The 22,716-nt window shown below is 33.3% G+C and carries 23 protein-coding genes; all 23 read right to left on the bottom strand.

Annotated elements, in window-relative coordinates; genetic code table 11:
- Window positions 1-132: 132 nt before the first annotated feature.
- The 23 genes from LXH21_RS15565 to LXH21_RS15675 all read right to left on the bottom strand — a co-directional run bounded on the left by LXH21_RS15565 (window position 133) and on the right by LXH21_RS15675 (window position 22,664).
- Window positions 133-1,008: an N-acetylneuraminate synthase family protein gene (locus LXH21_RS15565; RefSeq protein ID WP_239868035.1), complete on the bottom strand. Its 876-nt coding sequence runs from the start codon at window positions 1,006-1,008 to the stop codon at window positions 133-135.
- A 1,074-nt stretch (window positions 1,009-2,082) separates the two neighbouring features.
- On the bottom strand, window positions 2,083-3,240 hold the full coding sequence (locus LXH21_RS15570; protein WP_239868038.1) for an acylneuraminate cytidylyltransferase: 1,158 nt from the start codon (window positions 3,238-3,240) through the stop codon (window positions 2,083-2,085).
- Window positions 3,241-3,272: 32 nt separating this feature from the next.
- The gene (locus LXH21_RS15575; RefSeq protein ID WP_239868041.1) at window positions 3,273-4,151 is read right to left on the bottom strand and encodes a glycosyltransferase family 2 protein; all 879 of its coding nucleotides are present in this window, start codon (window positions 4,149-4,151) and stop codon (window positions 3,273-3,275) included.
- On the bottom strand, window positions 4,151-5,299 hold the full coding sequence (locus tag LXH21_RS15580) for a glycosyltransferase family 4 protein (RefSeq protein WP_239868044.1): 1,149 nt from the start codon (window positions 5,297-5,299) through the stop codon (window positions 4,151-4,153). The genes LXH21_RS15575 and LXH21_RS15580 overlap by 1 nt, the downstream gene beginning before the upstream one ends.
- Window positions 5,296-6,228 carry a glycosyltransferase gene (locus tag LXH21_RS15585; protein ID WP_239868048.1) on the bottom strand — a complete coding sequence of 311 codons (933 nt, stop codon included), beginning with the start codon at window positions 6,226-6,228 and terminating at the stop codon, window positions 5,296-5,298. The genes LXH21_RS15580 and LXH21_RS15585 overlap by 4 nt, the downstream gene beginning before the upstream one ends.
- 2 nt (window positions 6,229-6,230) lie before the next feature.
- Window positions 6,231-7,322: a glycosyltransferase WbsX family protein gene (locus tag LXH21_RS15590; RefSeq protein ID WP_239868050.1), complete on the bottom strand. Its 1,092-nt coding sequence runs from the start codon at window positions 7,320-7,322 to the stop codon at window positions 6,231-6,233.
- Entirely contained in the window at window positions 7,306-8,169 is an 864-nt protein-coding gene (locus tag LXH21_RS15595; RefSeq protein ID WP_239868053.1) for a glycosyltransferase family 2 protein, read from the bottom strand. The genes LXH21_RS15590 and LXH21_RS15595 overlap by 17 nt, the downstream gene beginning before the upstream one ends.
- A 74-nt stretch (window positions 8,170-8,243) precedes the next feature.
- Window positions 8,244-9,050 carry an FkbM family methyltransferase gene (locus tag LXH21_RS15600; RefSeq protein ID WP_239868057.1) on the bottom strand — a complete coding sequence of 269 codons (807 nt, stop codon included), beginning with the start codon at window positions 9,048-9,050 and terminating at the stop codon, window positions 8,244-8,246.
- Between the two features lie 63 nt (window positions 9,051-9,113).
- Window positions 9,114-10,145 (bottom strand): acyltransferase family protein, encoded by a 1,032-nt coding sequence (locus tag LXH21_RS15605; protein WP_239868059.1) that lies wholly within the window; start codon window positions 10,143-10,145, stop codon window positions 9,114-9,116.
- Window positions 10,146-10,161: 16 nt separating this feature from the next.
- Window positions 10,162-11,067 carry a beta-1,6-N-acetylglucosaminyltransferase gene (locus LXH21_RS15610; RefSeq protein ID WP_239868061.1) on the bottom strand — a complete coding sequence of 302 codons (906 nt, stop codon included), beginning with the start codon at window positions 11,065-11,067 and terminating at the stop codon, window positions 10,162-10,164.
- A 1-nt stretch (window position 11,068) separates the two neighbouring features.
- Window positions 11,069-11,848 carry a glycosyltransferase family 2 protein gene (locus LXH21_RS15615; RefSeq protein ID WP_239868063.1) on the bottom strand — a complete coding sequence of 260 codons (780 nt, stop codon included), beginning with the start codon at window positions 11,846-11,848 and terminating at the stop codon, window positions 11,069-11,071.
- Window positions 11,849-11,932: 84 nt separating this feature from the next.
- On the bottom strand, window positions 11,933-12,655 hold the full coding sequence (locus LXH21_RS15620) for a class I SAM-dependent methyltransferase (RefSeq protein ID WP_239868065.1): 723 nt from the start codon (window positions 12,653-12,655) through the stop codon (window positions 11,933-11,935).
- 52 nt (window positions 12,656-12,707) lie between these two features.
- Window positions 12,708-13,574, bottom strand: coding sequence for a glycosyltransferase family 2 protein (locus LXH21_RS15625; RefSeq protein WP_239868067.1), 867 nt, complete (start codon window positions 13,572-13,574; stop codon window positions 12,708-12,710).
- Window position 13,575: 1 nt separating this feature from the next.
- Window positions 13,576-14,358, bottom strand: coding sequence for a glycosyltransferase family 2 protein (locus LXH21_RS15630; protein ID WP_239868068.1), 783 nt, complete (start codon window positions 14,356-14,358; stop codon window positions 13,576-13,578).
- Window position 14,359: 1 nt separating this feature from the next.
- Window positions 14,360-15,313, bottom strand: coding sequence for a glycosyltransferase family 2 protein (locus tag LXH21_RS15635; protein WP_239868070.1), 954 nt, complete (start codon window positions 15,311-15,313; stop codon window positions 14,360-14,362).
- A 13-nt stretch (window positions 15,314-15,326) separates the two neighbouring features.
- Window positions 15,327-16,283 (bottom strand): glycosyltransferase family 2 protein, encoded by a 957-nt coding sequence (locus LXH21_RS15640; protein ID WP_239868071.1) that lies wholly within the window; start codon window positions 16,281-16,283, stop codon window positions 15,327-15,329.
- A gap of 3 nt (window positions 16,284-16,286) precedes the next feature.
- The gene (locus LXH21_RS15645; protein WP_239868072.1) at window positions 16,287-17,195 is read right to left on the bottom strand and encodes a glycosyltransferase family A protein; all 909 of its coding nucleotides are present in this window, start codon (window positions 17,193-17,195) and stop codon (window positions 16,287-16,289) included.
- A 13-nt stretch (window positions 17,196-17,208) separates the two neighbouring features.
- Window positions 17,209-18,111 carry a glycosyltransferase family 2 protein gene (locus tag LXH21_RS15650; RefSeq protein ID WP_239868074.1) on the bottom strand — a complete coding sequence of 301 codons (903 nt, stop codon included), beginning with the start codon at window positions 18,109-18,111 and terminating at the stop codon, window positions 17,209-17,211.
- Between the two features lie 36 nt (window positions 18,112-18,147).
- Window positions 18,148-19,143, bottom strand: a complete 996-nt coding sequence (locus LXH21_RS15655; protein WP_239868076.1) for a glycosyltransferase family A protein — start codon at window positions 19,141-19,143, stop codon at window positions 18,148-18,150.
- The gene (locus LXH21_RS15660; RefSeq protein WP_239868079.1) at window positions 19,131-19,946 is read right to left on the bottom strand and encodes a glycosyltransferase family 2 protein; all 816 of its coding nucleotides are present in this window, start codon (window positions 19,944-19,946) and stop codon (window positions 19,131-19,133) included. Before LXH21_RS15660 ends, LXH21_RS15655 begins: the two co-directional genes overlap by 13 nt.
- 2 nt (window positions 19,947-19,948) lie before the next feature.
- Window positions 19,949-20,620 (bottom strand): class I SAM-dependent methyltransferase, encoded by a 672-nt coding sequence (locus LXH21_RS15665; protein ID WP_239868082.1) that lies wholly within the window; start codon window positions 20,618-20,620, stop codon window positions 19,949-19,951.
- On the bottom strand, window positions 20,617-21,366 hold the full coding sequence (locus LXH21_RS15670; RefSeq protein WP_239868084.1) for a class I SAM-dependent methyltransferase: 750 nt from the start codon (window positions 21,364-21,366) through the stop codon (window positions 20,617-20,619). The genes LXH21_RS15665 and LXH21_RS15670 overlap by 4 nt, the downstream gene beginning before the upstream one ends.
- 41 nt (window positions 21,367-21,407) lie before the next feature.
- On the bottom strand, window positions 21,408-22,664 hold the full coding sequence (locus tag LXH21_RS15675; protein WP_239868087.1) for an ABC transporter ATP-binding protein: 1,257 nt from the start codon (window positions 22,662-22,664) through the stop codon (window positions 21,408-21,410).
- Between the last annotated feature and the right edge of the window lie 52 nt (window positions 22,665-22,716).

Consider the following 22,716-nt stretch of genomic DNA (forward strand, 5'->3'; position numbering starts at 1 on the left):
CCATAATAAACAAGGGCTTACCGTTGCTAGTCTATACAAAGCCCTTCTTTATTATGCTGTCGGGCTATACGCGCTACTTTGGTAGCTAGCTCCTATCCCTCACGCGGTTGAGTGTATAAAAGTACGATTTGATTACCCTTTTTTATTCTTCAACTTATCACGTTGTACTTGCTCAATTGGCAAAATATCTGTAGCCTTAAACGAAAGTGCGTTGTGTACTGCTTTCAAATCTCTCGTTAACTTGCGCATTCCCATAGGTTCTAGCGAAGCTGCATGATCGGTTCCTTTCCAAGTTCTGTCAAGGGTATAGTGCCTTTCTATAATATTTGCTCCCAAAGTGTAGGCCGCCACATCGACCGCTATACCCAGATGGTGACCCGAAAACCCAATGTATTTCACCAAGTGCTCGTATTTTTGTTTCAGTATATTAATATCCAACAAACACACATCTTCAAAAGGCACAGGGTATCCAGAGGTACAATTGTAAAGAACCAAATCTAGATTTCTGTTCTTCGACACAAAAAACTGAACCAAATCTTCCGTTTCATTTTTTGTCGTCATTCCTGTCGAAATATGGATTTCGCCCGGATAGTTTTCACACAACCACGACAACATTTCATAATTATTATTACAAGCCGATGGGATTTTTATAAAATCGGGTTTTAAAGAAGCGATTTCCTTGGCCGAAGTAGTATCCCAAACCGAAGTAGAGTACACCATCCCGATCGACTCACAATATGATTTAAGTTCGGCATGTTGCGCTACATCAAATTCCAAAAACTCACGATGCGCACCATAAGTATCTCCGTATGAATTGTCTGTATTTGGGTGAGCCGCATTGTATTGCTCCTCCGTCAATAGCTCTCTATTATTTCGTTTTTGAAATTTCACCGCATCCACATTGCAAAAAATCTTCGCGATATGAATGAGTTCTTTCGCTATTTCAATATCTCCTTTGTGGTTGCAACCAATTTCGGCAATAACATAGGGTTTTTTATAGGTGGTCATGTCTTTGGGTTTAGGAAACAAAGAAAATTATTTTTATTTGTTTATTATAATTTAATGGCACAATTAACTTAAAACAACATCAGAAATTTTTCTAAAGAAGAAAGTGAGTTTCTACTTCCAAATTGTAAGACTTCAGCAACCTTAGTCGGACGATTGTTGTAGATTAAAAAATTTGTGATTCAATACACCTTGTCAGGCTGAGCCTGTCGAAGCCCCGTTCCAATTGTCTCTCACATACAAACCGCAAAAGCCTTCGACACCCTCAGGCGGACAACCGTAATCATTTGCAACTTTGTTAAATTTAAAAAAAATCACAAATCAATGCACCTTGTCAGGCTGAGCTTGTCGAAGCCCACGCTCCAACCGTCACACACATACAAACCGCATAAGCCTTCGACACCCTCAGGCAGACAATCGTAACCATTTATAAACTCGTTAAATTTTACAACAATCACAAATCAATGCACCTTGTCAGGCTGAGCTTGTCGAAGCCCACGTTCCAACCGTCACGAACATACAAACCGCAGAAGCCTTCGACACGCTCAGGCGGACAGTCGTAATCATTTATAAACTCGTAATCTTCGCACAATCATTATCGACAAAATAAAATCGTAAATCTAAACACCTTGTCAGGCTGAACTTGGCGAAGCCCCATTCTAACCGTCACACACATACCAACCGTATAAGCCTTCGACAAGCTCAGGCGGACAACTGTAATCATTTACAAATTCGTTAAATTTTACAATAATCACAAATCAAAACACCTTGTCAAACTGAGCATATCGAAGCCCCATTCCAACCGCCACGCACATACAAACCGCATAAACCTTCGACAAGCTCAGGCGGACAACCGTAATCAATTACAAAATCGTCAAATTTTACAATAATCACAAATCAAAACACGCTGTCAGGCTGAGCTTGTCGAAGCCCCGCACCAACCGACACGTACATACAGACCGCAAAAGCCTTAGACAAGCTCAGGCAGACAACATTAAATTGTAAAATAATTACAAATCAAAGCACCTTGTCAGGCTGAGCCTGTCGAAGCCCGTGTATTCACTACCATAATCCCAATTAATATCTTTTATTATATTTCATGATCACTTCACAAACTTCTCTGATAGCACCTTCAGCAGAAGGATTGGTAAGTACATAATCCGCATGACGTTTTACAATTTCAGTACCATTGGCTGGACAAAAAGACCAACCTACACTACAAATATTTGCCAAATCATTGACGTCATCGCCTACGTAGGCAACTTGACCTAAAGTCGCCTTTTTATCTTTTAAAAACTGTGTTAAGAAAGCATATTTATCTTTTACGCCCAAAAAGCAGTTTTCAATCTGCAGCTTTTTCATGCGTTGTCCTACCAGTTCAGAATTTTCAGAAGTCATGATGATTACCTCAACTTGTTGTTGCCTGATTATTTCAAGCCCCATTCCGTCTCGCATGTCAAAATACTTCATCATTTCACCTTCGGCACCATAATAAACACCTCCGTTGGTGAAAACCCCATCAACGTCTAGAACTAAATAATCAATGCGTTGGTGCGTTTTATTCTTCTGCAATCTATTCGCTAGCAACTGCTCCACAATTTCCCAATCGGTCGTACTGTCGATTTCGGTATAGCTGGCCTCTTCCATTTCGATCAAACCAATTTTACCACTTACTCTATTTTTCGATTGTAAAAAAGCGGCTTTTGTAGTCGCGTACACTGCGCCGTTTTCGACCAACAACCCATCAAAATCCTGACGGCGTGGTCGGTTGAATACATCATAATTTTGAGGTGTTCCATCTGCATTCCAAGTAAAACGATGGGTTTTTACCACTGTTATTGCCGAATCAAAACCTTCCTTTTCTACTTTATCCAAAACGGCATTGATGTCGGCCGCAGTTGTGAGTGGTGAGGTCGCTTGTAACAAACATAAAACATCGAAATCATTACTGACTTGTGTTGCAAATTCCAACAAAACACTTTCGGTCAAAGCCGTATCTGTTGCATTCTCGGCATTGCGAATCAGTACTTTTATTTTTGGATTCCAATAATATTCTTTGTTGATATAGTCTACAATGGATGTGTCATCTGTAAAAACAACTACCTCATCCAAATTTGAAAAAGCAGCTTCGCTTAAAGCCCACGAAAATAGAGGACGACCCAACATCTTCTTTTTATTTTTACTTGGAATTCCTTTGGAGTTTTTACGTAATGGAAGGATGGCTATTTTTTTCATTTGGTTTATTTTTTATTATCAAAGTAATTTTTTCAGTAGGGAATATTTTTTAAAGACTTCATTCGAATTTGAGTTGCTTTTTTTATAGGCCTTCTATATTTTCGGCTTTTAAAAAAAAAGATAAACATGTTACCCACTGCCTTACAATACAATTTAAAATACACAGTATCAGTCAGCGCGTACTTCCTGAAATTATGAATTAATAAGGTAGCCGTAATTTTGATTGGGTTTGGATCGTATACTAAAAACAATCGGAAAGAATTACGTAATTGCCTTTCGAAACGGAAATAATTTCTACCTTGAATATTTCTTTTTTCTCGATCTACTCTATGATTGACAACAATTGTATGATCATAAAAAATGTCATATCCCAGGTCCATTACTTCCATGGAAACTGCTGTTTCTTCACCGTAGATATCCATCCAAACTGGAAAACCATTGATGGCTTGATATACTTTTTTCAAAATAGCAAAACCGCAACCTATAAATTCATTGGTCATATAGGAATTGCTGTGCTTGGTTTGTAAACATGCTTCTTGATCTGACTTGTAAATACCCTTCACTTCTTGAAATGAAATAATACCTAGATTAGGATTTTCTTCGAAGTCTTTTTGAATACTCTTAATAAAATCTTGGCTTATCGGGTGAGCGTCATCATCCAAACCTATGAAAATTTCTCCAACTGCTTTTTTGTATAAAATCGCTCGCGCTGGTGAGGCGCTGATGCTTTCTTTTGAAACCGTCCACTGCACCCATGGGAATTGAGATTGCATTTTTTCGGTTGCAGCACAGCCATCAATAAATACTAGCACTTCATGACGCTCTTCATCTCTTATCTTATGAATTTTAGATAAGGTATACTGCAATTCTTTAGGACGATTTTTTGTAACTATTAAAAAAGAAATATCCATTATTTGCTATTAACGTTTTGATACAATGCTACTATTTTTGGTCGCATTAAATCTCTGTTGAAATTTTCTTGCACATACGCAACATTGTACGCTTGGGCTTGGGCTCGCATCGTCTCATTTTCTAATGCTTTTTTTATACATATTGCAATCTCAGATATACTGTAGGGGTCTTCGATTAGAAAACCATTTACACCATGTTTTATCACTTCTTCAGATACACCTCCTGGATTGGACTGAATCGGAAAAGCGCCCATTCCAATAGCTTCGACACTACTTGTTGGCAAACCATCTGAAATGCTATTAGCGAGATGAATGAGGCTTCGTCCCATAATTTTCAGCAAATCAGCATTGGCTATAAATTGCCCTCTGACATGAACTGTAACTTGCAGTTGCTTAAAAAAAGCAGAGCTTTCAATTCGTTCTTTTAAAATTGAATCAGCACTGTAAATAACAATTTCTAGATTATGCAACAATGAAGCAGGTAGACTTTCTATTGCATCAATAATTTGGATGGCCTTCCCTACGCCATCTTCGTATCCTTTTATAATAATTATTCTTCTTTCTTCTTGTGACGCAATATCACTCAATTTTATATCAAGACCACCATTGCCAATGTAATCTCCAAGAAATGTATTGGTAAATCCATTTTGAGAGGCAATCCTGTGATCACGTTTGCAGTCTGTGATCAAGTAATTTACCCTTCTTAAAAAACGATTTACTTTTTGTTTTGTACCCCCTAGCTCTTCATAGAAAAAAAGATCGCTCCCCCATGACGAGTAAACAAAGTCTATTGTAGGGTTTTCCTCCATTACTTTAAGTATCGGGAAACCTGATAATCGCATCTCAAAGCAATGCACAATATCGGGTTTAAATGTTACAAGTAAGTCCTTAAAAACGGCAGTCACATTGCGCTCGTTAATCTTCTGAATACTTTGGTACCACTTTGGCAATTTTGCTTTTAAGGTATGTCTAAAGGGAAAATCCCATTTTTGTTTCCAGCCTTTGCCTTGTGTCACCCAGTCGATACGATCCACTTTCGCACCGCCGTCTGTGATATCAAACCAATATACCTCGTAGCCTGACTCCTCCAATTGGTTGACCCATTGAAAAAAATGATGATTGGGTATCGAAACCATTAGTATTTTCATTTTTTCTTTATTGGAATTAAACTTTTATAAATAGAATGACAATACAATTTACTCAATTTTAACTTTGACGGACTCTTAGCTAATAATTTCAAATACACGATAAACCCATTGTGATAGGAACGCTCTCGATTATAGCTAGTCATTTGATCTCTTTGTCGTACTAAAATGCTACATGCAATACTGACTTGATGACGTGAAAAATTCGGATCTGAATGCATTTCTTCCAACAAGTCGATTAAGGTTTGCTGGAAAGCACTATTTTTTTTCATGTATTGTGCCGAGACCCCAATATCCATGCGGTAGACGGCAGTTATATCTTCTAGATATTGAATTTTGCCTCCATCTTTTAAAGTCCACAAATACGATGGCCAATCTCCAAAAGGAAATTTAGCTATCCATGATGGTAAAAAATGATCCTCTGACAAGGTGTTTCTGAACAATACCGAAACCGAATGGATGAAATTATCCAAAACCAAATCATCAAAATTCAAATCGGTTTTAGTTAAATGGTAGGTGTAATTTTTACAAATGCCAGTTTCGTATAATTTTTGAATGCCTGTGTACACCATGCTATAGTCACGCTGCTGCTCCAAAAAATCAACTTGCTTTTGTAATTTAAAATCATCTATCCAATAGTCATCTCCATCACATATCGCAATATAAGTACCGTCACACTCCTTTATGGTTCGCATATAATTGGCAATCAGTCCAATATTACGACCTAAAGACGGTAGTAATTTTATACGATTGCCATTGTTACGAGCAAATTCTTCACATATTTGTCTGGTAGCATCGGTACTGTAGTCCTCGCCAATTACCAATTGAATATTAAAAGTGGTTTGCTGACGCAAAATACTATCGATGGCTTGACCGATGAATTGCTCTTGATTGTAGGTGAGCATGAAGATGCTTACTGTAGGGTTTGGCATTTTTAACTTTTATCGCGGTTTTCAAGCACCTCTTGCGTAACTTCTAGATATTTCGACTTCCATTTCTGGCAAGGTTCCAAATGATTCCCTTCTGCCCATTCGTTCCATGCATTGATAAACAAAAAAGGTTCAGGAACCAGTTCCCATTTGTAGTTACTTTTAATATGGCTTAACCAAGCACCATATTTTTCTGGCGTTGAATCTTTTAAAATAAATGGATAATTTTCCTTTCTAGCCGCATTGTCCCACATCGGTGTAATTCCCGGATAAACCGCTGGACTGTATTTTAAATTCATTTGAACTTTGGAATAGGCTTCATAATCATGTACTACTAATTTAGCAGGATTGTAGATTCGGAGCAATTTTTCTACTTTAATTTTTAATCGTGTGGAATAACTCGCTTTTGTTGCTTGCGGTGTATCGGAATAACTAGGTTGAAATTCAAATGCAAAATCAAAACAATCAGGAACGATATCTAAATTTGATTTTCTGGCAAAACCAATATATAGATCCGGAAAACCAGCTTTTTTAACTTCATCTTTCCAAAGCTTTATTGTTTTCTCAATATCTGGAAATAACTCATATCGGTAAAGTATAAAAATAGGCTTACCGTTGACTTTAATATACCTTGAATCCTTGAAATATGTCAGCAAATGTAAAATATGGTTTAAATCATCTGCTTCTGAATAGTCTTGTCTTAACAAAACATCTTGTTCTGCTGATATCCATGTTCTGGTCCAGTTTTCATTCGCCCAACACAACATAAAAGGAAAATCTTCTTTGTCATTTTTTAGCTTTCTGTCTAAAGGCTCATGCAACAACCTTTTACCAGAGAACCAATAATGATAGTAACAAAAGCCATATATACCAAATTGCTTGGCCATGGCCTCTTGTGCTAATCTTGCATCTTCAAGTCGCAAGTCATAAAACCCTAAATCTGCAGGTAGGTGGGGTTGATAATGCCCTTCAAAACGTGGAGTTGCTTTTGTTACATTGGTCCATTCTGTAAAACCTTTGCCCCACCACTCATCATTTTCAGGTATAGGATGAAATTGCGGAAGATATATCGCGATCGGTTTAATTACTTTTGACATATTTGTATATAAAAGTTAATTTACTTTTTATTGCTTTTTTAATTTTTTTCAAAAGAGGTTCCGTATTTTTATTGACTATTTCTTTTTGCTTTATGCGGACAGCTTTCACTAATTCCTTTTCATTTCTCTCTTTAAAATAACTTAAAAGCACTTCAGACGCTTTAATAAAACCATCACGCATCAAAACATAATTTGTAGACATCGAACGTTCTCTTATTCTATAAAGAGCCAAAACATTTTTATTGTTTGTAATGTTTTTCGAAACATAGAATAACTGCGTCCAAAAAACCCAATCTTCGTGATTTGGAAGTGCCTCATTAAATAACAAACAATTTTCAACCACTAACGATTTTTGGAATAATACTGCATGACATGGAATAGAAATTCTATATTCCCAATCTAAAATAATATCCTTCTTAAAATTTACCTCAGAAACAAATGGGCTCAAATAGCGATGCTTTGCCAATTCTAGTATATTCCCATCTACAAAGGAGAAATAATCCGAAACTGATACTTGAGCATTTTCCAAATCTCTTAACTGACTTTCGAACTTATTGTGTTTTAATAAATCATCTGCATCCAAAAACTGAATATACTTTCCTTTTGCTAATTGCAATCCATTATTCCTTGCATTACTTAAACCACCATTCGTCTGGAACACGTACCGAAATCGCTCGTCAAGTGTACACCATTTCATAGCTACATCCTTTGAGCTATCTGTGCTGCCATCGTCTATTATTATACATTCCCAATTTACATAGGTTTGATTTAAGACTGATCTTAGTGTCTCATCTAAAAATTGGGCTTGATTATAACAAGGTATTATTACAGAAATTCTAGAACTCATAACTGGGATCAAATAAAGTCAATTTACGTAAAAATAAAAATTTAATACTGTTTGCTAAGTTCGATTATGACAACTTAAAGATTTTTTCTAACAGCAAAAATGCTTGACCAGTGTTTTGTGTCTTTCCAAACTAAAAAACCCTTTTTTTCTATAATTTCAATAAACTTCTTTAGATCATTATCTGGATCCAAATGCATTTCAATATTCATACTGTTAACACTGTCCATCCAACCTAAATCATGGGATTCAAGAATTGCTATTTCGGCACCTTCAATATCCATTTTGAGGTAATCTACATGACTTAATTCATGATTTTTCAAAATACTGTTTATGTTTATTGAATCTACCTCTACAAGATCATTACTCTCATTAGATATATTATCATTTACAATTGAATAAGCATCAAAATTAGAACTTGTTTTATAGGTAACTTTTGAATTCTCTATCCATACTGCTTTATTCACAACAAGTGTGTCCATGTAAAACTTTGTGTTGTGTTTTGCTAATAAATAATTCTCTTTATTCATTTCATATCCTATAATTTTTGCATTAGGATAAACTTGTTTCATGTGTACGATTGTGAGTCCTATATTGCTACCTAAATCTAAAATCACAGGAGCAGTTGGTATTTTGGATACATCAGGAGGCAAATGATACTGATCTTGCAAAACATAGTATACTACTTCTTTGTCTGTATAGTTTCTACGAATTTTAATTGAATGCAACCACCCTTTGGGTTTTAAAGATAAAAACCCTTTACCTTTAGTATCCTTATTTATTTTTGACAATCTATGATGATCTAAAATTGAAAATAGTGGATGTGGTTTTACAAATTTTTTTATGTCTCTATAAATTTTCTTGAAGATCTGAAATATAATCATGAATATTGTGGTTAATTTACTTGAAGATACTTGTTTAAAGCAGCTTTTCTTGATTGTTACTATTTATTTCTCAAATCTCCTTGTCTTGTACAATAATGCACGTTTTTCAATCAAATGCCAAGATAAATATCCAAGCACAACACTAATCAAAATAGAACTTACCAATAAGATATAGACTTTCAAATCAAATAAATATACCAAGATTTGTTGCACTGGAAAACTGTAAATATAAATACCATAAGACATATCTCCATATTTACCAAAAGTACTAAAAAAAGGCAGTTTAATAAAACCAATACTCAGAACTAAAACGGGAAACAGTACATGTTTTACAAGCTCATAATACTGAAAATAAACAGAGAAACCAATAATTGTTAAACTAGCCAAAAACATTTTTGGGTTGCAATACTTTTCAAAATTTACAGATGACAATAGACTACCCATCACAAAAAATGTCCCCAAATTAAAAAGAGGAAAACCCTGCAAATTTATTATTTTGGCTCCTGCAACTTTGTCTATAAAAAGGTTAAAAACAATATACATAAAGATAAAACAAACAAAAAGAAGTCCTCTCACCAATATTTGGTTTGCTTTGATAAAATACAAACTAGCCAAGGCTATGTACAAAAAAAATTCATACCGAATGGTCCATAAAGAACCGTTGATAGAATGGTAATAATTGGTATCAAAAACACCTTTAACAATTGATTGAAATGCAAATAAACTAAGATTATTGGCTAAATACGTATAATAATCGCGTTGATTAAAAATGGAATTATCACCAACATAAACAAACGGAATCGCGATCATCGTAATGATCAATGCTCCCAACAATCCAGGAAAAACACGAAGAACTCTTTTTTTAAAATAAGAGCCGATTGTAGTACTACGATCTAAACTTTGAAAAATAAAATAGCCACTTATTACAAAAAAACCGTTTAATCCAATGCTGGACCAGTTCAATTGACCATTGCTTATTCGTACTATCCATTGTGCATTCTCATCACTACCCGATAACGCATAGGAATGCGTAACCACCACAAATAATGCTAATAAAAAACGTAAAAAATGAAAATTATTTTCTCTGGTCATCATAGTGGAAACAACGTTATTAAACTTTGGTGATACCCGATGTTCTTTTTATTAGTTTTGACACTAAAGTATCTGAAAAAGGAGACGCTACTTTCCTAGCAAAAAAAGCTTCTGAAGAAATGATATTTTTAAAATCTGTTTCGTCCAATATCGAAGGGTTGCTCCCGTTCTTATAGTTCCAGTCAATAAAGCGTAAATTATTACTTTGAATTCGCTTTTTAAATTCAGAGTTCATTAAAATAGTTTGGAAAAAGAATTCTTCTGCGCAAAACGTATTTTCAAAACGTTTAGAAAAATACCAATTTGCTGCGACAAAATTAATAATATGTGCTACACAATCGCGCTCCAAAGACCACCAAGTAGAACCAGCATATAATTTTGGCATTTGTGCAGGCCAACTTCGCTTTATATTGTATTTCTTCTGCCAGTGTATCACTTTTTTCAGCAGTTTTTTTTGCCAAATCTTTCTCGAATTAAGACTATCATAAGGGCTGTAGTATTCCAGTCGATCTAGACCACCGTTTTCTTTACTCCATCCTGAGAATGGAATTGCAAAACAATCTATAAAAGCAGTTTTATTATCTTGAAAAAACATTCTAAAATCTTTGGTGCTCTTTATCGGGAAATCGGCACCGCTGATTAAATGAAAATGGCTGGTTTCTGGATTTTTGATTGCCATTTGACACAAATACAAAATACATTTTACATGATTGAATCCACCCCAGTTGACAGTATATTTCTGCGCCACAAGTGCAACGTTGTTCAAACCTATTAGATGATTTCTTTGCTTGTCCGACAATGCGCTTTTTTTATCGATATGAATAAAAATCTCAAAACCACTATCAAACTGATTAATTAGAACCTCGAGTTGCTCATAATTTTTGTAGGCCGTAATGAGTATGGCTTGTTTACTTGATGTCATCATCCTAAAATTTATTTGGTTTGTTCCAAATGAATTTAATCAAAAACAAAAACCTTTTGCCGTTGTACCACAGCGCTACAAATAAATTTTCAAATGCTGCCAATGTACTCCCTAACAAAACTTTAACAGCTTGTGCAAAACTTATATCTTGATGCCACAGTTGGTAATTACCTATTACGTCATTTTTGAATCTAAAGAAATTTTGTTCGGGAGTTCTGCTGATTTCGTAATGAAAAATCGAAGGAACAAATTCGATGTCGTACCCCTTTTCTATCACACGTTTGCTCCATTCTTTGTCTTCAAAAGTAGCGACATCGTTCCGAAAAGGATGTTGCTCCCAAACTTTTTTACTAAAAGCCGATCCCGAAAAAATCAATCCAGATTTATTAGGATCCATCTTTGCGGTGATTCCCAAGCTGTAATTTCGATAATCATTGGTACTGTGCAGGCAGCGCAAGCCCGCCAAATTGGAGTTGGCATCAAACTTCTCTTGGATTAAGGTAAAAAAATCATGGCTAACCGGATACGAATGCGCACTAAAAAGTACTACAATAGGACCAATAGCTTCTTGAGCAGCCAGATTGGCACTACCTCCATAACTGAACTTTTCGATCGTTACAAAGCGGGCGCCATACTTTTCGCAAACTTTTTGACTGTCATCAATAGAGCAATTGTCGATCACGATAATTTCATTAATCGATGCGCTATAACGTTCCGTTAGCACCTTTAGTAAAAAAGAAAGTGCTGGAGCTTGATTTTTATTTCGAATAACGACTGAAATCATTATTTATCTTTTACTAAATTATTTTAACTATTATAAATTTATGTCAATGAAGAATAATAGCTTATACTAGAACGCACATCAATTCTACTTAGTTATAAAACCATATAAACCAGAATACATTTGATTATTTTTAAATGGTGTTGTTACAATTTTATTATCTTTTTTAACTAAAGCTGCAATATATAGATTCAAAAAAGGTTTAACTACTTTTCGAAATTTTTCTGCAAATCGAAATTCAAAAAATAATGCAATTGACAATGCAAAATAATAATAATTACCTCCTAACAATTTTATGTTCGATTGGGAAAATTCAGCCTTTTTGAAATGTTCTTCTAAGGCAAAAGGCGTAAATCGATGGTAATCATAAGGTGCTTCATGTAAAGGCCATATAGATGGAACTGTAAAAAAGAAAACACCGCCAGGTTTCAAAACCCTTTTTACCTCCTTTAAAACCATAGCTGTATCAAAGTAGTGCTCCAAAAATTCTGTTGCCAAAACAAAATCAACTGAGGCATCTGGTAACGGAATCTCACTGCCGTTCCAATATAGATCTGGTTTAACATCATGATGGTATTCCGTAGGTTCTAAATCTACACCAATATACTGTTCTATACTTTCAGACATTAAAAAATCTTTATACGGCATAATACCGCATGCAAGATCAAGTACTTTCCCATGCAATAAAGGTTTTAATTCTGTAACTGCAGCCAACAATGATCTTCTTACCAAATAAGTAGAAATAGGCAACTTCTTGCTGCTTAGTTCTATAAACCAATCTTTTTTATACTTATTAATATCTTTTCTCATTGAAACCTATCCTTATTTAAATTCGTCCATCGATGTGACTTTTTATAAAAATCTATTTACTATTTTTAAAAATACTGTTACTGACCTTTTTTATAACTATAAAAGGTTTCATTATCAGTTTTCCAATTTTATATTCTAAAGAATTCCGAATCTCAATTTTCCCAAGACGATGTGTCTTGATGTAATAGAAAAGTACTTCCGCAGTATTATCAAAATGTTTAATGTATAATTCTTTATGTTTTTTAAAAATATATTCTGTATTGGCTTCGGCAGAATTATTAATTGTATCGACAAGCATAGACTGCTCTGATTTTCGATAGTAAAATAAAAATTCTTCTACAAATGTAAAGTTCCAACCTCTTTTTGTAATGTTAAGCCAAAACTCCCAATCTTCAAATCCTTTTATCATGCTTTCATCATAACCACCTACCTCAAGCCAACATTTTCTGCGATATAAAGACGAAGGCATTAATTGATTTTCAAACATCAAATCACGATAATGAGTACCAATAGTCTTGAATTCATGAATGATGTTTGAAATGTTATTTTTAAAAAAGTAGCGATAACAAGATACCACTCCTAAATTTTCATTTTCGGATAATACAGGCACTGTCTTATGCAGGTAATCTGGATGTAAAATATCATCTGCGTCCAAGGCCAAAATAAAGGCTCCTTCACTAACACTAATACCCGCATTCCTGGCAGATGGCAGGCCACCATTCTCTTTAAAAATATATCGAAATCTACGGTCTTTTGCTGTCCATTCTTTTGCAACTTTTTCGGTATGATCTGGACTACCATCATTGACTATAAAACACTCCCATTTTGTATAGCTTTGATCCAATACCGACTGCAGTGCTTCACTTAAAAAATGAGCTTGCTTGTAACAAGGAACTATTATTGATACTACTACATCCATCTCAAAATTTATTTAAAAAACCGAGTTTTATCAACATCTGTATTATTCTAGACCGTCTTAAATTATGAATGATAGTCAGGTTTTTTAACACATCATCTAAATCCTGCATGTATGCAACGTAATTACTTTTTAAAACTTGGTCTTTTTCATGATCAATAATACCTTTATTTTTGGGTAAAGAGCTAATTCCGTCAAAATAAAAAGTAGTCAAGGTTTTATCTACATGCAGGTATGACGCATTGAACCTACATATACTATCGATAAAAAATTTCCAGTCTGCTACAATTTTCAAGTTGTCGTCAAAATAGCCTACCGTTTTAAAAAGATCTTTTTTTATAAAAATAGAAGGATGTGGCAAATTGTCCTTTAAAAAATAAGCAAACGATAACGTAGCTGGATATTCCTTTAAAAAATTTTTATTTTCTCCACTGATAAACATATTAAAGTAAATCAAATCATAATTACTGACGTGATGAATATTTTTCTCCAATACCGTATTATTAAAAAAATGGTCTCCACTATTTAAAAAAAGCAAGTATTCTCCAGACGCTTTGGCAATGCCCTTGTTCATGGCATGGTATACGCCTTTGTCTGTCTCACTTACCCAATAGACAAAGCGATGCGCCTGACTTTTGATATAATCTGCACTACCATCAGTTGAACCTCCATCAATAATGATATGCTCAAAATCTTGGTAAGTTTGAGCTGCAACACTATTCAAGGTTGTTTGTAAACCTACCAGGTTGTTATAGTTGATGGTTATTATGGCGATTTTTCTTTTCAATTTACCTCTTTTTAATGTTGTAAATAAAAGGAAAAAGTAACTGCCTTTTTCTAACGACAGGAAAATACTTCAACCATAAAGGAGAAAATAAAATACGAGGGGTAGTTAAACAAAATTTAATCCAATACCAAGAATCAGTAAATAAGCTATTACCTTCTTTGAATTTAAAAAGCCATAAAAAATGCAATGTTCTGTCAATTTTTGAAAGAGCAATTTTATTCTCACAACTCCATTTAATTACTGATTCATACATTTTTATATTATAGATTTTATATATCTCGACTTGATCAAAAATATTTATATCGTGAATTCCTCTCATAGCCAAGGGAGCATCAATTATACCCGTACAAATTGAATGCTTAAGTGCTAGTTTGTATATAAAGTCAGAATCCTCAGCTACTTTCAAATTTTCATTAAAATACCCAACAGTATCAAAAACTTCCTTCTTAACAGTTAGTCCATTTAAATGCAAATACCCATATTTACTTGAAACTACCGCTTCAAATAATTCGTGAGGAGGTACAACCCTATTTATCGTATTTAACATAGGATTTTTTTTCTCTTGCTCTGAGGCTTGCCTATAAAATTGAAATCCTACTGCATTATAAACACCTTCGCATCCTGCATTATTTTTAAAAACCTTGCTATCATTAATAAACCTATTTTCTAAATAGTAATCATCAGCATCGAGAAATGAAATAAAATTGCCTGTTGCTTCTCGTATAGCTTTATTTCGAGTTGCAGATCGGCCTTTATTTAGATTACCCTCATGATAAAATAGTTTTATTTTGGCGTTTGTCTTTTGTAGTTTCTCAATTATTGAACACGTATCATCAGTACTCCCATCATCTACTACAATTACTTCATAAACTTCCGAATGCTGGGTAGCTGATGTAATCGCTTTTTCAATAAAACGCTCCACATTATAAGCAGGAATAATAACCGAGATACGCATTGCTTAAAATTAATTAATGGTTATTTTTATATAAAAAAGGAAATAAGCTTTGTCGAAATCTTATTACTGGAAAATATTTAATTGCAAAAATAGAAAACAATAGTGCTTTATTTGGTAAAAATAATTCCCCCCAAAAATAAGTGTTCTGCAATAGTGTCTTCTTTTGTTTCTCCTTGTTGATCCAAATTACATTTAGAATTTTATCATACACAGAAAATTCAACGTTATTGTTAGCGCACCACACCAATAATGAAACAAGCATCTTCAGCGTATTTCTCTTATACAACGCTGTGTCATCGAAAACATTCTCCTCGTGTACACCTCGAATGGCAACAGCGTTCGAAATTATACCGGCAAATAAATTGCATTTAATTGCCATCTTCCAAATTAGTTCAGTATCCTCTGCAACAACTAGATTTTCATTAAGATAACCTACGGCCTTAAAAACTTCTCTTTTAACAGTTAATCCATCAATTGAAAAATGACCGTATTTACCCGTTAACAGTGCGTCAAAAAGGAGTTCGGGTACTATATGCTGATTTATTGTAAAGAGATTATGCGTTTCACGTTCTAATTTGGTAGCTATTCTATAAAAATGGGTACCAATCGCATTATAAACACCTTCACAATTTTCATTTGATTGAAAAATCAAGAAATCATTTATAAAACGATTTTCAAGGTAATAATCATCCGCGTCCAAAAAAGCAATATAATTTCCTGTTGCATTTTGTAGCGCTAGGTTACGGCTAGCAGAACGCCCTTTGTTAACGCCATTAGGATGTTGAAAAATCTTAATTCTACTGTCTTGTAATTGCAATGCTTTGCAAATAGCCAAACTAGCATCTTGACTGCCATCATCAACCACCACTACTTCGGTTACTTCTGGTTGTACTAAGGCAGACTCTATCGCTTTGGCTACGAAACGTTCGCAGTTGTAGACGGGTATGATTACAGATACTGAATTTTTCATTGTTTATTTTTGAAAGACAATTGATCTAAACATTCTTCTTAAAAAACGAAAACCGTCATATACGCTACCCATTTTTATAAATTGAAAGAAAATCGAGGAAACAATCGAAATCGATATCATTTTTTGCTGTTTTAATAAAATACCTAATTCAAATAAAAATGCTATTATCTGAACTTTGGTAAAAGTATACTTTGATTTTAAACTTATTTTCATCAAGAATATTCGCCTAGCTTTATTCTTCAAAATACTATTATCTATTTTCCCAGATATACTTTCATCAGAAATCCTTATATACACTTCGGCATTATTAATAGTATACACAAAACCTCCATCTGTGAAATCAATCCACGCCATATCATCTGAATGCCAACCTAATGGGAAATCATGAAATTTATGTTTGATATAGCTGCTCCTTTTAAAAATATATTCTGAAAGTGAACTTCGTGTTTGTTTATTAAAATTCCTGAAGTAAGAATCTGTGCATAATTCAAATTCTGGATGCTTATAGGTTTCTGATAAAAATTCTCTTGATGAATCAATTATTCTAGAGGCAAATCTAAATAATTTTAAATCTAATTTTAAAACTACATGTAGGTTCTCATAAAAAGATGAAATAACATTAGGTCCCAATACATCATCATCACCCAAAATCATAAGCCATTCCTCATCCTGAGATAAACCAATACAACGTTCCCATTGCTGGGTTAATGAAACCCCTCCTAGGTTATTTTCAAATCGATAATATTCAAAATCAAACGCACCGTCATATTTTTGCAATAGTTCGGAAGGATCGTTTAGACTAGCATCGTCACCAATATATACTTTAAAACGTTGATCTTTTTGATTAGCTAAAGATTGTAACGTTTTTTCAAAAAAACTAATTTTATAAAATGGGATAATGATTGCGAGCATTACTATGACAGTATTAAGAAAACAAACGTTTAACAAACTTTATTTTAAACAAAAGATTTATAGTTTTTTTTAAAATTGAAACACTTCTATCATATTTAAAAAAAAGCAACTTTTGATTATCAAAATGTAACTGCCAAAATAAATTGGAATACATACTCTTATAAAACAAATACATTTCATTTAAAAAACTATTTTCATTTACTACAGTTGCCTGATTGTCATGCAAACGAAATGAGATTAAAGATTCGTTTATAAAAACTACATCGTAATACTTCATTAACCGATACCAAAATTCAATATCGAGAGATTGCTTTAATGTCGTTGAAAAAAAACCAATTTTTTCAAAAACCCTTTTGTTCAGTAAAACAGCTGTTGGTTCACCTATTTTATTTTGAGGGAAATTAAATAATTGTGGATCTCTCAAAAGCCTTCTTCCTTGTACAATTTCACCATCCAGAATTACATTTTGAGACCAATTAGTATGTAAATCAGCATATTGATCAATCCAATTTAAAACTTTAACATCTGTATTATCAAATATAAAATCACGTTTAGAATAAACCATCCCGATATTCTTGTTTTTTAATGCTTCGCCTACCATTTTTTCTACACAAGTCGGAGCTAGGACATCATCTTGAAATACAAATTTGATATACTCACCTTTAGCTTTTTTTATACAATTGTTCCAATTAGCACCTATACCAGTCGGAAAATGCTGAAAAATAGCAATACTTAATTTTGTTTCACATTGAAATTGATTAATTATATCGAGTGTTTTATCAGTAGAGGCGTCGTCTGAAATGATAATTTCTAAATTAGTATAGGTCTGTTTTCTTACTGATTCTAAGGCCTCCAAAATAAACAGTTCACCATTGAAAGTAGGAATACATATTGAAACAAGAGGTACGTTAAGCATCTGTATTTAATTTTACAAGTAAAAGCATTTATTATTTTAGCTGAAAAGTTTATTTAGTTTTAATTTAATATTCTTTTTAAAATTATAGTTTCGATAAAAAACATCTGATAATGTAAGTAATAGAAAATAACCTTTCAGATATTTACTTGTTTTAATAAGCAGAAATGCTTTCTCGTAAAGGGTGTGGTTTCTTATAATGTACTTATTTACTGTGACAATTCGTTTAAGATTTGTGACTCTATTTTCAATTAAAAATTGTATAATTTTAGACCTGACTTTAGTATTAATATCAAGTAGATTTACCCTTTCTTCTGAACCCTTGGCTAAAGCAATTACACTATTTTCATGATATCTAAAATTATTTAGTGATTGTGAAATAAAACAAATTTGTTTATTTACAATCAATTGAAAGTAAAACATCCAATCCCCGCAATATTTAAATAATGGGTCAGTATATAAGAGAGTCAATAATTGTGTGTCACTTTTCCTAAATAATACAGCACTAGCATTAGGTATAACATTTATAAAAATTAAGAACTTCTCTATAAACGAATTACCGTCCATAATAAAATCTTCTGAAAAAATATTTTGAGGATCTATTGGTTTTGTATGTTCCAGCCAACTTCCCATAACATTACCTGCGTGATCCATTTTATTTGACTGACAATAAACTAAAGATACTTTAGGATTACTTATAAATTTAAAAACCAATGTTTCTAAAAATACAGGATCAGCAGTGTCATCTGATTCAGCGATCCACACAAATTCACCGGACGATAATTCAATACCTTTCTGCCATTGCATAAAAGTCGATCCTGAATTCACTTTATTGAATAAACAATGAGTTACCTTAGTATTACAACTATATTTCAATAATATTTCCTTACTGTGATCTGAACTACAATCATCAAGTAGAATGACTTCAAAATTTTGATACGTTTGATTAAATACAGAATCTAATCTTTGAACTAAAAACTTCTCATGATTGTAATTTGGAATTATTATACTCACTAAAGGGTTTACTTTTTCCATACACGGTTTTTGATTCTATTAAATAAAACATATAACAAAGCCTTTGCAGATGCGTTTTTAACTAATCCTGAAACAATAGAAGTATTTTCATGTAACAACTGCACATAAGAGTTATGAAAATTTCTGGTATACTTTCTAGTTAAATAATCTTGATTAGACAAAAATTTTGACTCATCCATTTGCCGAATCATTGAATTACTAGAAACAAAATATTTAAAAGTAATTTCATTTAGATGTTGAAAATTAACGTTTATTAAACCTAATTTAATCCAAAAATCCCAGTCCTCATGCCCTTGAAAAGGCATATTTTCATCGTAACCACCTACTTCATCCCAAAGAGCTTTCCTATAAATAGCACAAGCATCAATATAATTGAAAGCTAATATCTTTTTAAAATCAAATTTATCTATTTTCCATACCCCAGTCTTCTCTCCAAAAAACGTAGCATTGCCATGTACAACACCTATAAATTGATTTGAATCAAGAATTTCGATAGCTTTGCGAGCAAAATCTTTTTCAACCAAATTATCAGAATCTAATGGTAATATATATTTACCATCCGCTTTAGAAATTGCAAAATTGCGAGTTTTAGCCAAACCTTCGTTTTTTTTCGAAAAATACCTAATGCGCGGATTTTTTTTTGACCAAGCTAACGATATTGTATCTGTATTATCTGTAGAACCATCATTTACCAATATAATCTCCCAGTCTATAAAACTCTGACTAATAACTGAAATTATCGTGTCATTCAAAGTTAGAGAAGAATTATAACATGGAATTATTATACTAAGTTTAGGGTTCATAATTATTTTTTTGCAATTACAACGTAGTTCATAGTATTAAAGTCATAGTAATATTTCGCGTCTAAATACGAAAACAACATGTTCGAATATTTCCTAAACACCTTTCTTCTTACTAAAAATTGAGGAAAAGTATGTATTACCATTTGACCAAATGTAGCCCATTTACCACCATTGGCTAGTGTGTGTACTAATTCAAATCCTTGCCTTTCAAATATGTGTTTTAATCCATGTTTTGTAAATCTAAAAAAATCAAAAGGTTCTTCATGTAAATGCCAGTACATAGGACCCGAAAGTATAATGTATCCGCCCGGTTTTAGTAATCTATAGATTTCGCTTAGCAACTTATTATGATCTTCTACATGCTCAATGACTTGTGTACAAATTATTGTATCGAATAAATTAGATTCTAACGGAATATCAGTTGCCTCACAAATGATGTCAACACAGTTTTCGCTAGATTGTGTGATATCACAACCTAAATATTCCTCGAATTTCCCACCAAAAAATTCTTTATACGGCTTATTTCCACATCCAATATCCAAAATTTTCCCTTTTGCATAAGTGTTAATGCCAAAAGTTAAATCTCTAATGAGAGGTTTATAAACTAGATAGTAATGATTTGAAATATCAACGTCTTCAGCATTTTTGAATCGATTTACACTCTTTTTTCTCATTTAAATTTTCTCAAAATTTTCTTAACTAAAGCTGCCACATAATTTCCACTTGTAACTGTATCTTTAATAAAATTATTTTCTTTATTCGTTTTATGAATTAAAAGTTCCTTATGAACTAAATCAAAACAGTTAAAGGTTTGCATTTTATAAATATCATCTTTTAAAACAGTTCCATTACGAACAAATAGAACCATATTTTGCCGAAACCACCATGAAACACTATCATTATCCCAAATCATGGGTCTCACAACATCCAAGCAATTGTAATCATTTTTACTAAATTCAGTAATCCAGTATTTCAAAAATTGTTCATTAATATGTTGCGTACCTTCTTGTCCGGGAATTGCCGCGGAAAACAGGACAATATCAGACAAATTTGTCAGATCTTGAACAAATGAGGATGCTCTTTTTTCTTCCAGATGTTCCGCAACTTCCAAACAAATGGCTAAATCATATTTTTTATATGAAGGCAACTTTTTACTAAGATCTACTTCTTCAAATTCAGTATCTAGATCCAAAATGAGTAGTGATTTGTCAATAAAATCTGCATCAATACCAGTGACTTTTGTAACATTTACACATCGTTTCCAAACATCTAACCATGCTCCAACTCCACAACCTACATCAATTATACTTTTAGGACTGCACAATTTGTTAATTAAAGGCACGACAACTTCAGCTGAACTGACAGATTCTAAAAGTTGATTTTGATAGAATTGATTGGAATATGAATCTAAATCTTTCATTATATTTATATTTAATAAATCGTATTATAATTTAAACGTATTTAAATTTTCCAATTTCCTTTGTCAATGTACTGACAAACATTTTTTTGCCAGCCCCATTCCGGTTCTTTCTGACCAATCATCTCAACCTCAAACCAACAGCAGTCGAATTCCTGGAATTTAATTTTATTTTTAGTTTCAGCTAAATGTATTCGTAGACTATAATTACCGCGATAAAGCAACAAATTATCATACGTAAATGAAATCAAATTTTTACCTTTTGACCTACAAACCGGAGTTACATAGTCAAAAACATAATCATATAAAACTGGCACTTCTAAATGATTTAGAACTTGAAAAGATAAAGCCATATTTTGTGTATTACTATTTGGCATCATGACTTCAAATTGAATTGTAAAAGGGCCTTTGTTCCGCTGCACCGTACCTCCTTCTGAAGTAAAAATCTCTACATTTGTAACTGTAGGTTTATCAAAAACTGAATCTTGAGTAAACGACTTGTTTTTTGTCTGCATAGACGAATATAACGCTATGGCTTTATCAGTTTCATCAAAGGCAATTACCTCACCATTTGAGAGTACTAAAGTTCTCGATGTTAATGTACTGATCGCACTGAGATCATGGCTAACGAATAGAACTGTCCTACCACCATTTGTTGAGAGATCCTGTATCTTCCCAACTGCTTTCTTTTGGAACTCGGCATCTCCTACGGCTAGTACCTCATCTATAATTAAGATTTCGGGTTCTAAAAAAGCAGCTACAGCAAAAGCCAATCGTACATACATTCCGCTACTATATCTCTTTACAGGTGTATCTATGTAACGCTCGCAACCTGAAAATTCTATAATTTCATCGAGTTTCGATGCAATTTCTTTCTTAGTCATTCCTAAGATTGCTCCATTCAGGTAAATATTCTCTTTACCTGTCATTTCGCCATTAAAGCCTGTACCTACTTCTAATAAAGAAGCCACTCGTCCGCCAAACTTAATGCTTCCGGTGGTAGGTGCGGTAACGCGTGATAACAACTTTAACAAAGTAGATTTACCTGCTCCATTTTTACCAATAATACCCACAACTTCTCCTCGCTCTACTTCAAAATTGATATTCTTTAGCGCCCAAACATACTCACTCTCTCCTTTGGTCGATCTGTCGTTACTATCCCCAACCATCAAATAAGGATCTTCTTTTCTGAGCAGTTTGTGCCACCACCGATTGATATCGTGTTTTAAGGTACCGGTACCCACAAGCCCCAAACGATATTGCTTGGAAATATTTTCAACTTTTAATATTATGTCTTTCATTATAAGTTTTATTCTGCTCTTTTATAAGTAAGCTTACCTATTTTTATTTTAG

This window comes from Flavobacterium algicola (assembly GCF_022399565.1).
Classification (GTDB): Bacteria; Bacteroidota; Bacteroidia; order Flavobacteriales; family Flavobacteriaceae; genus Flavobacterium; species Flavobacterium algicola.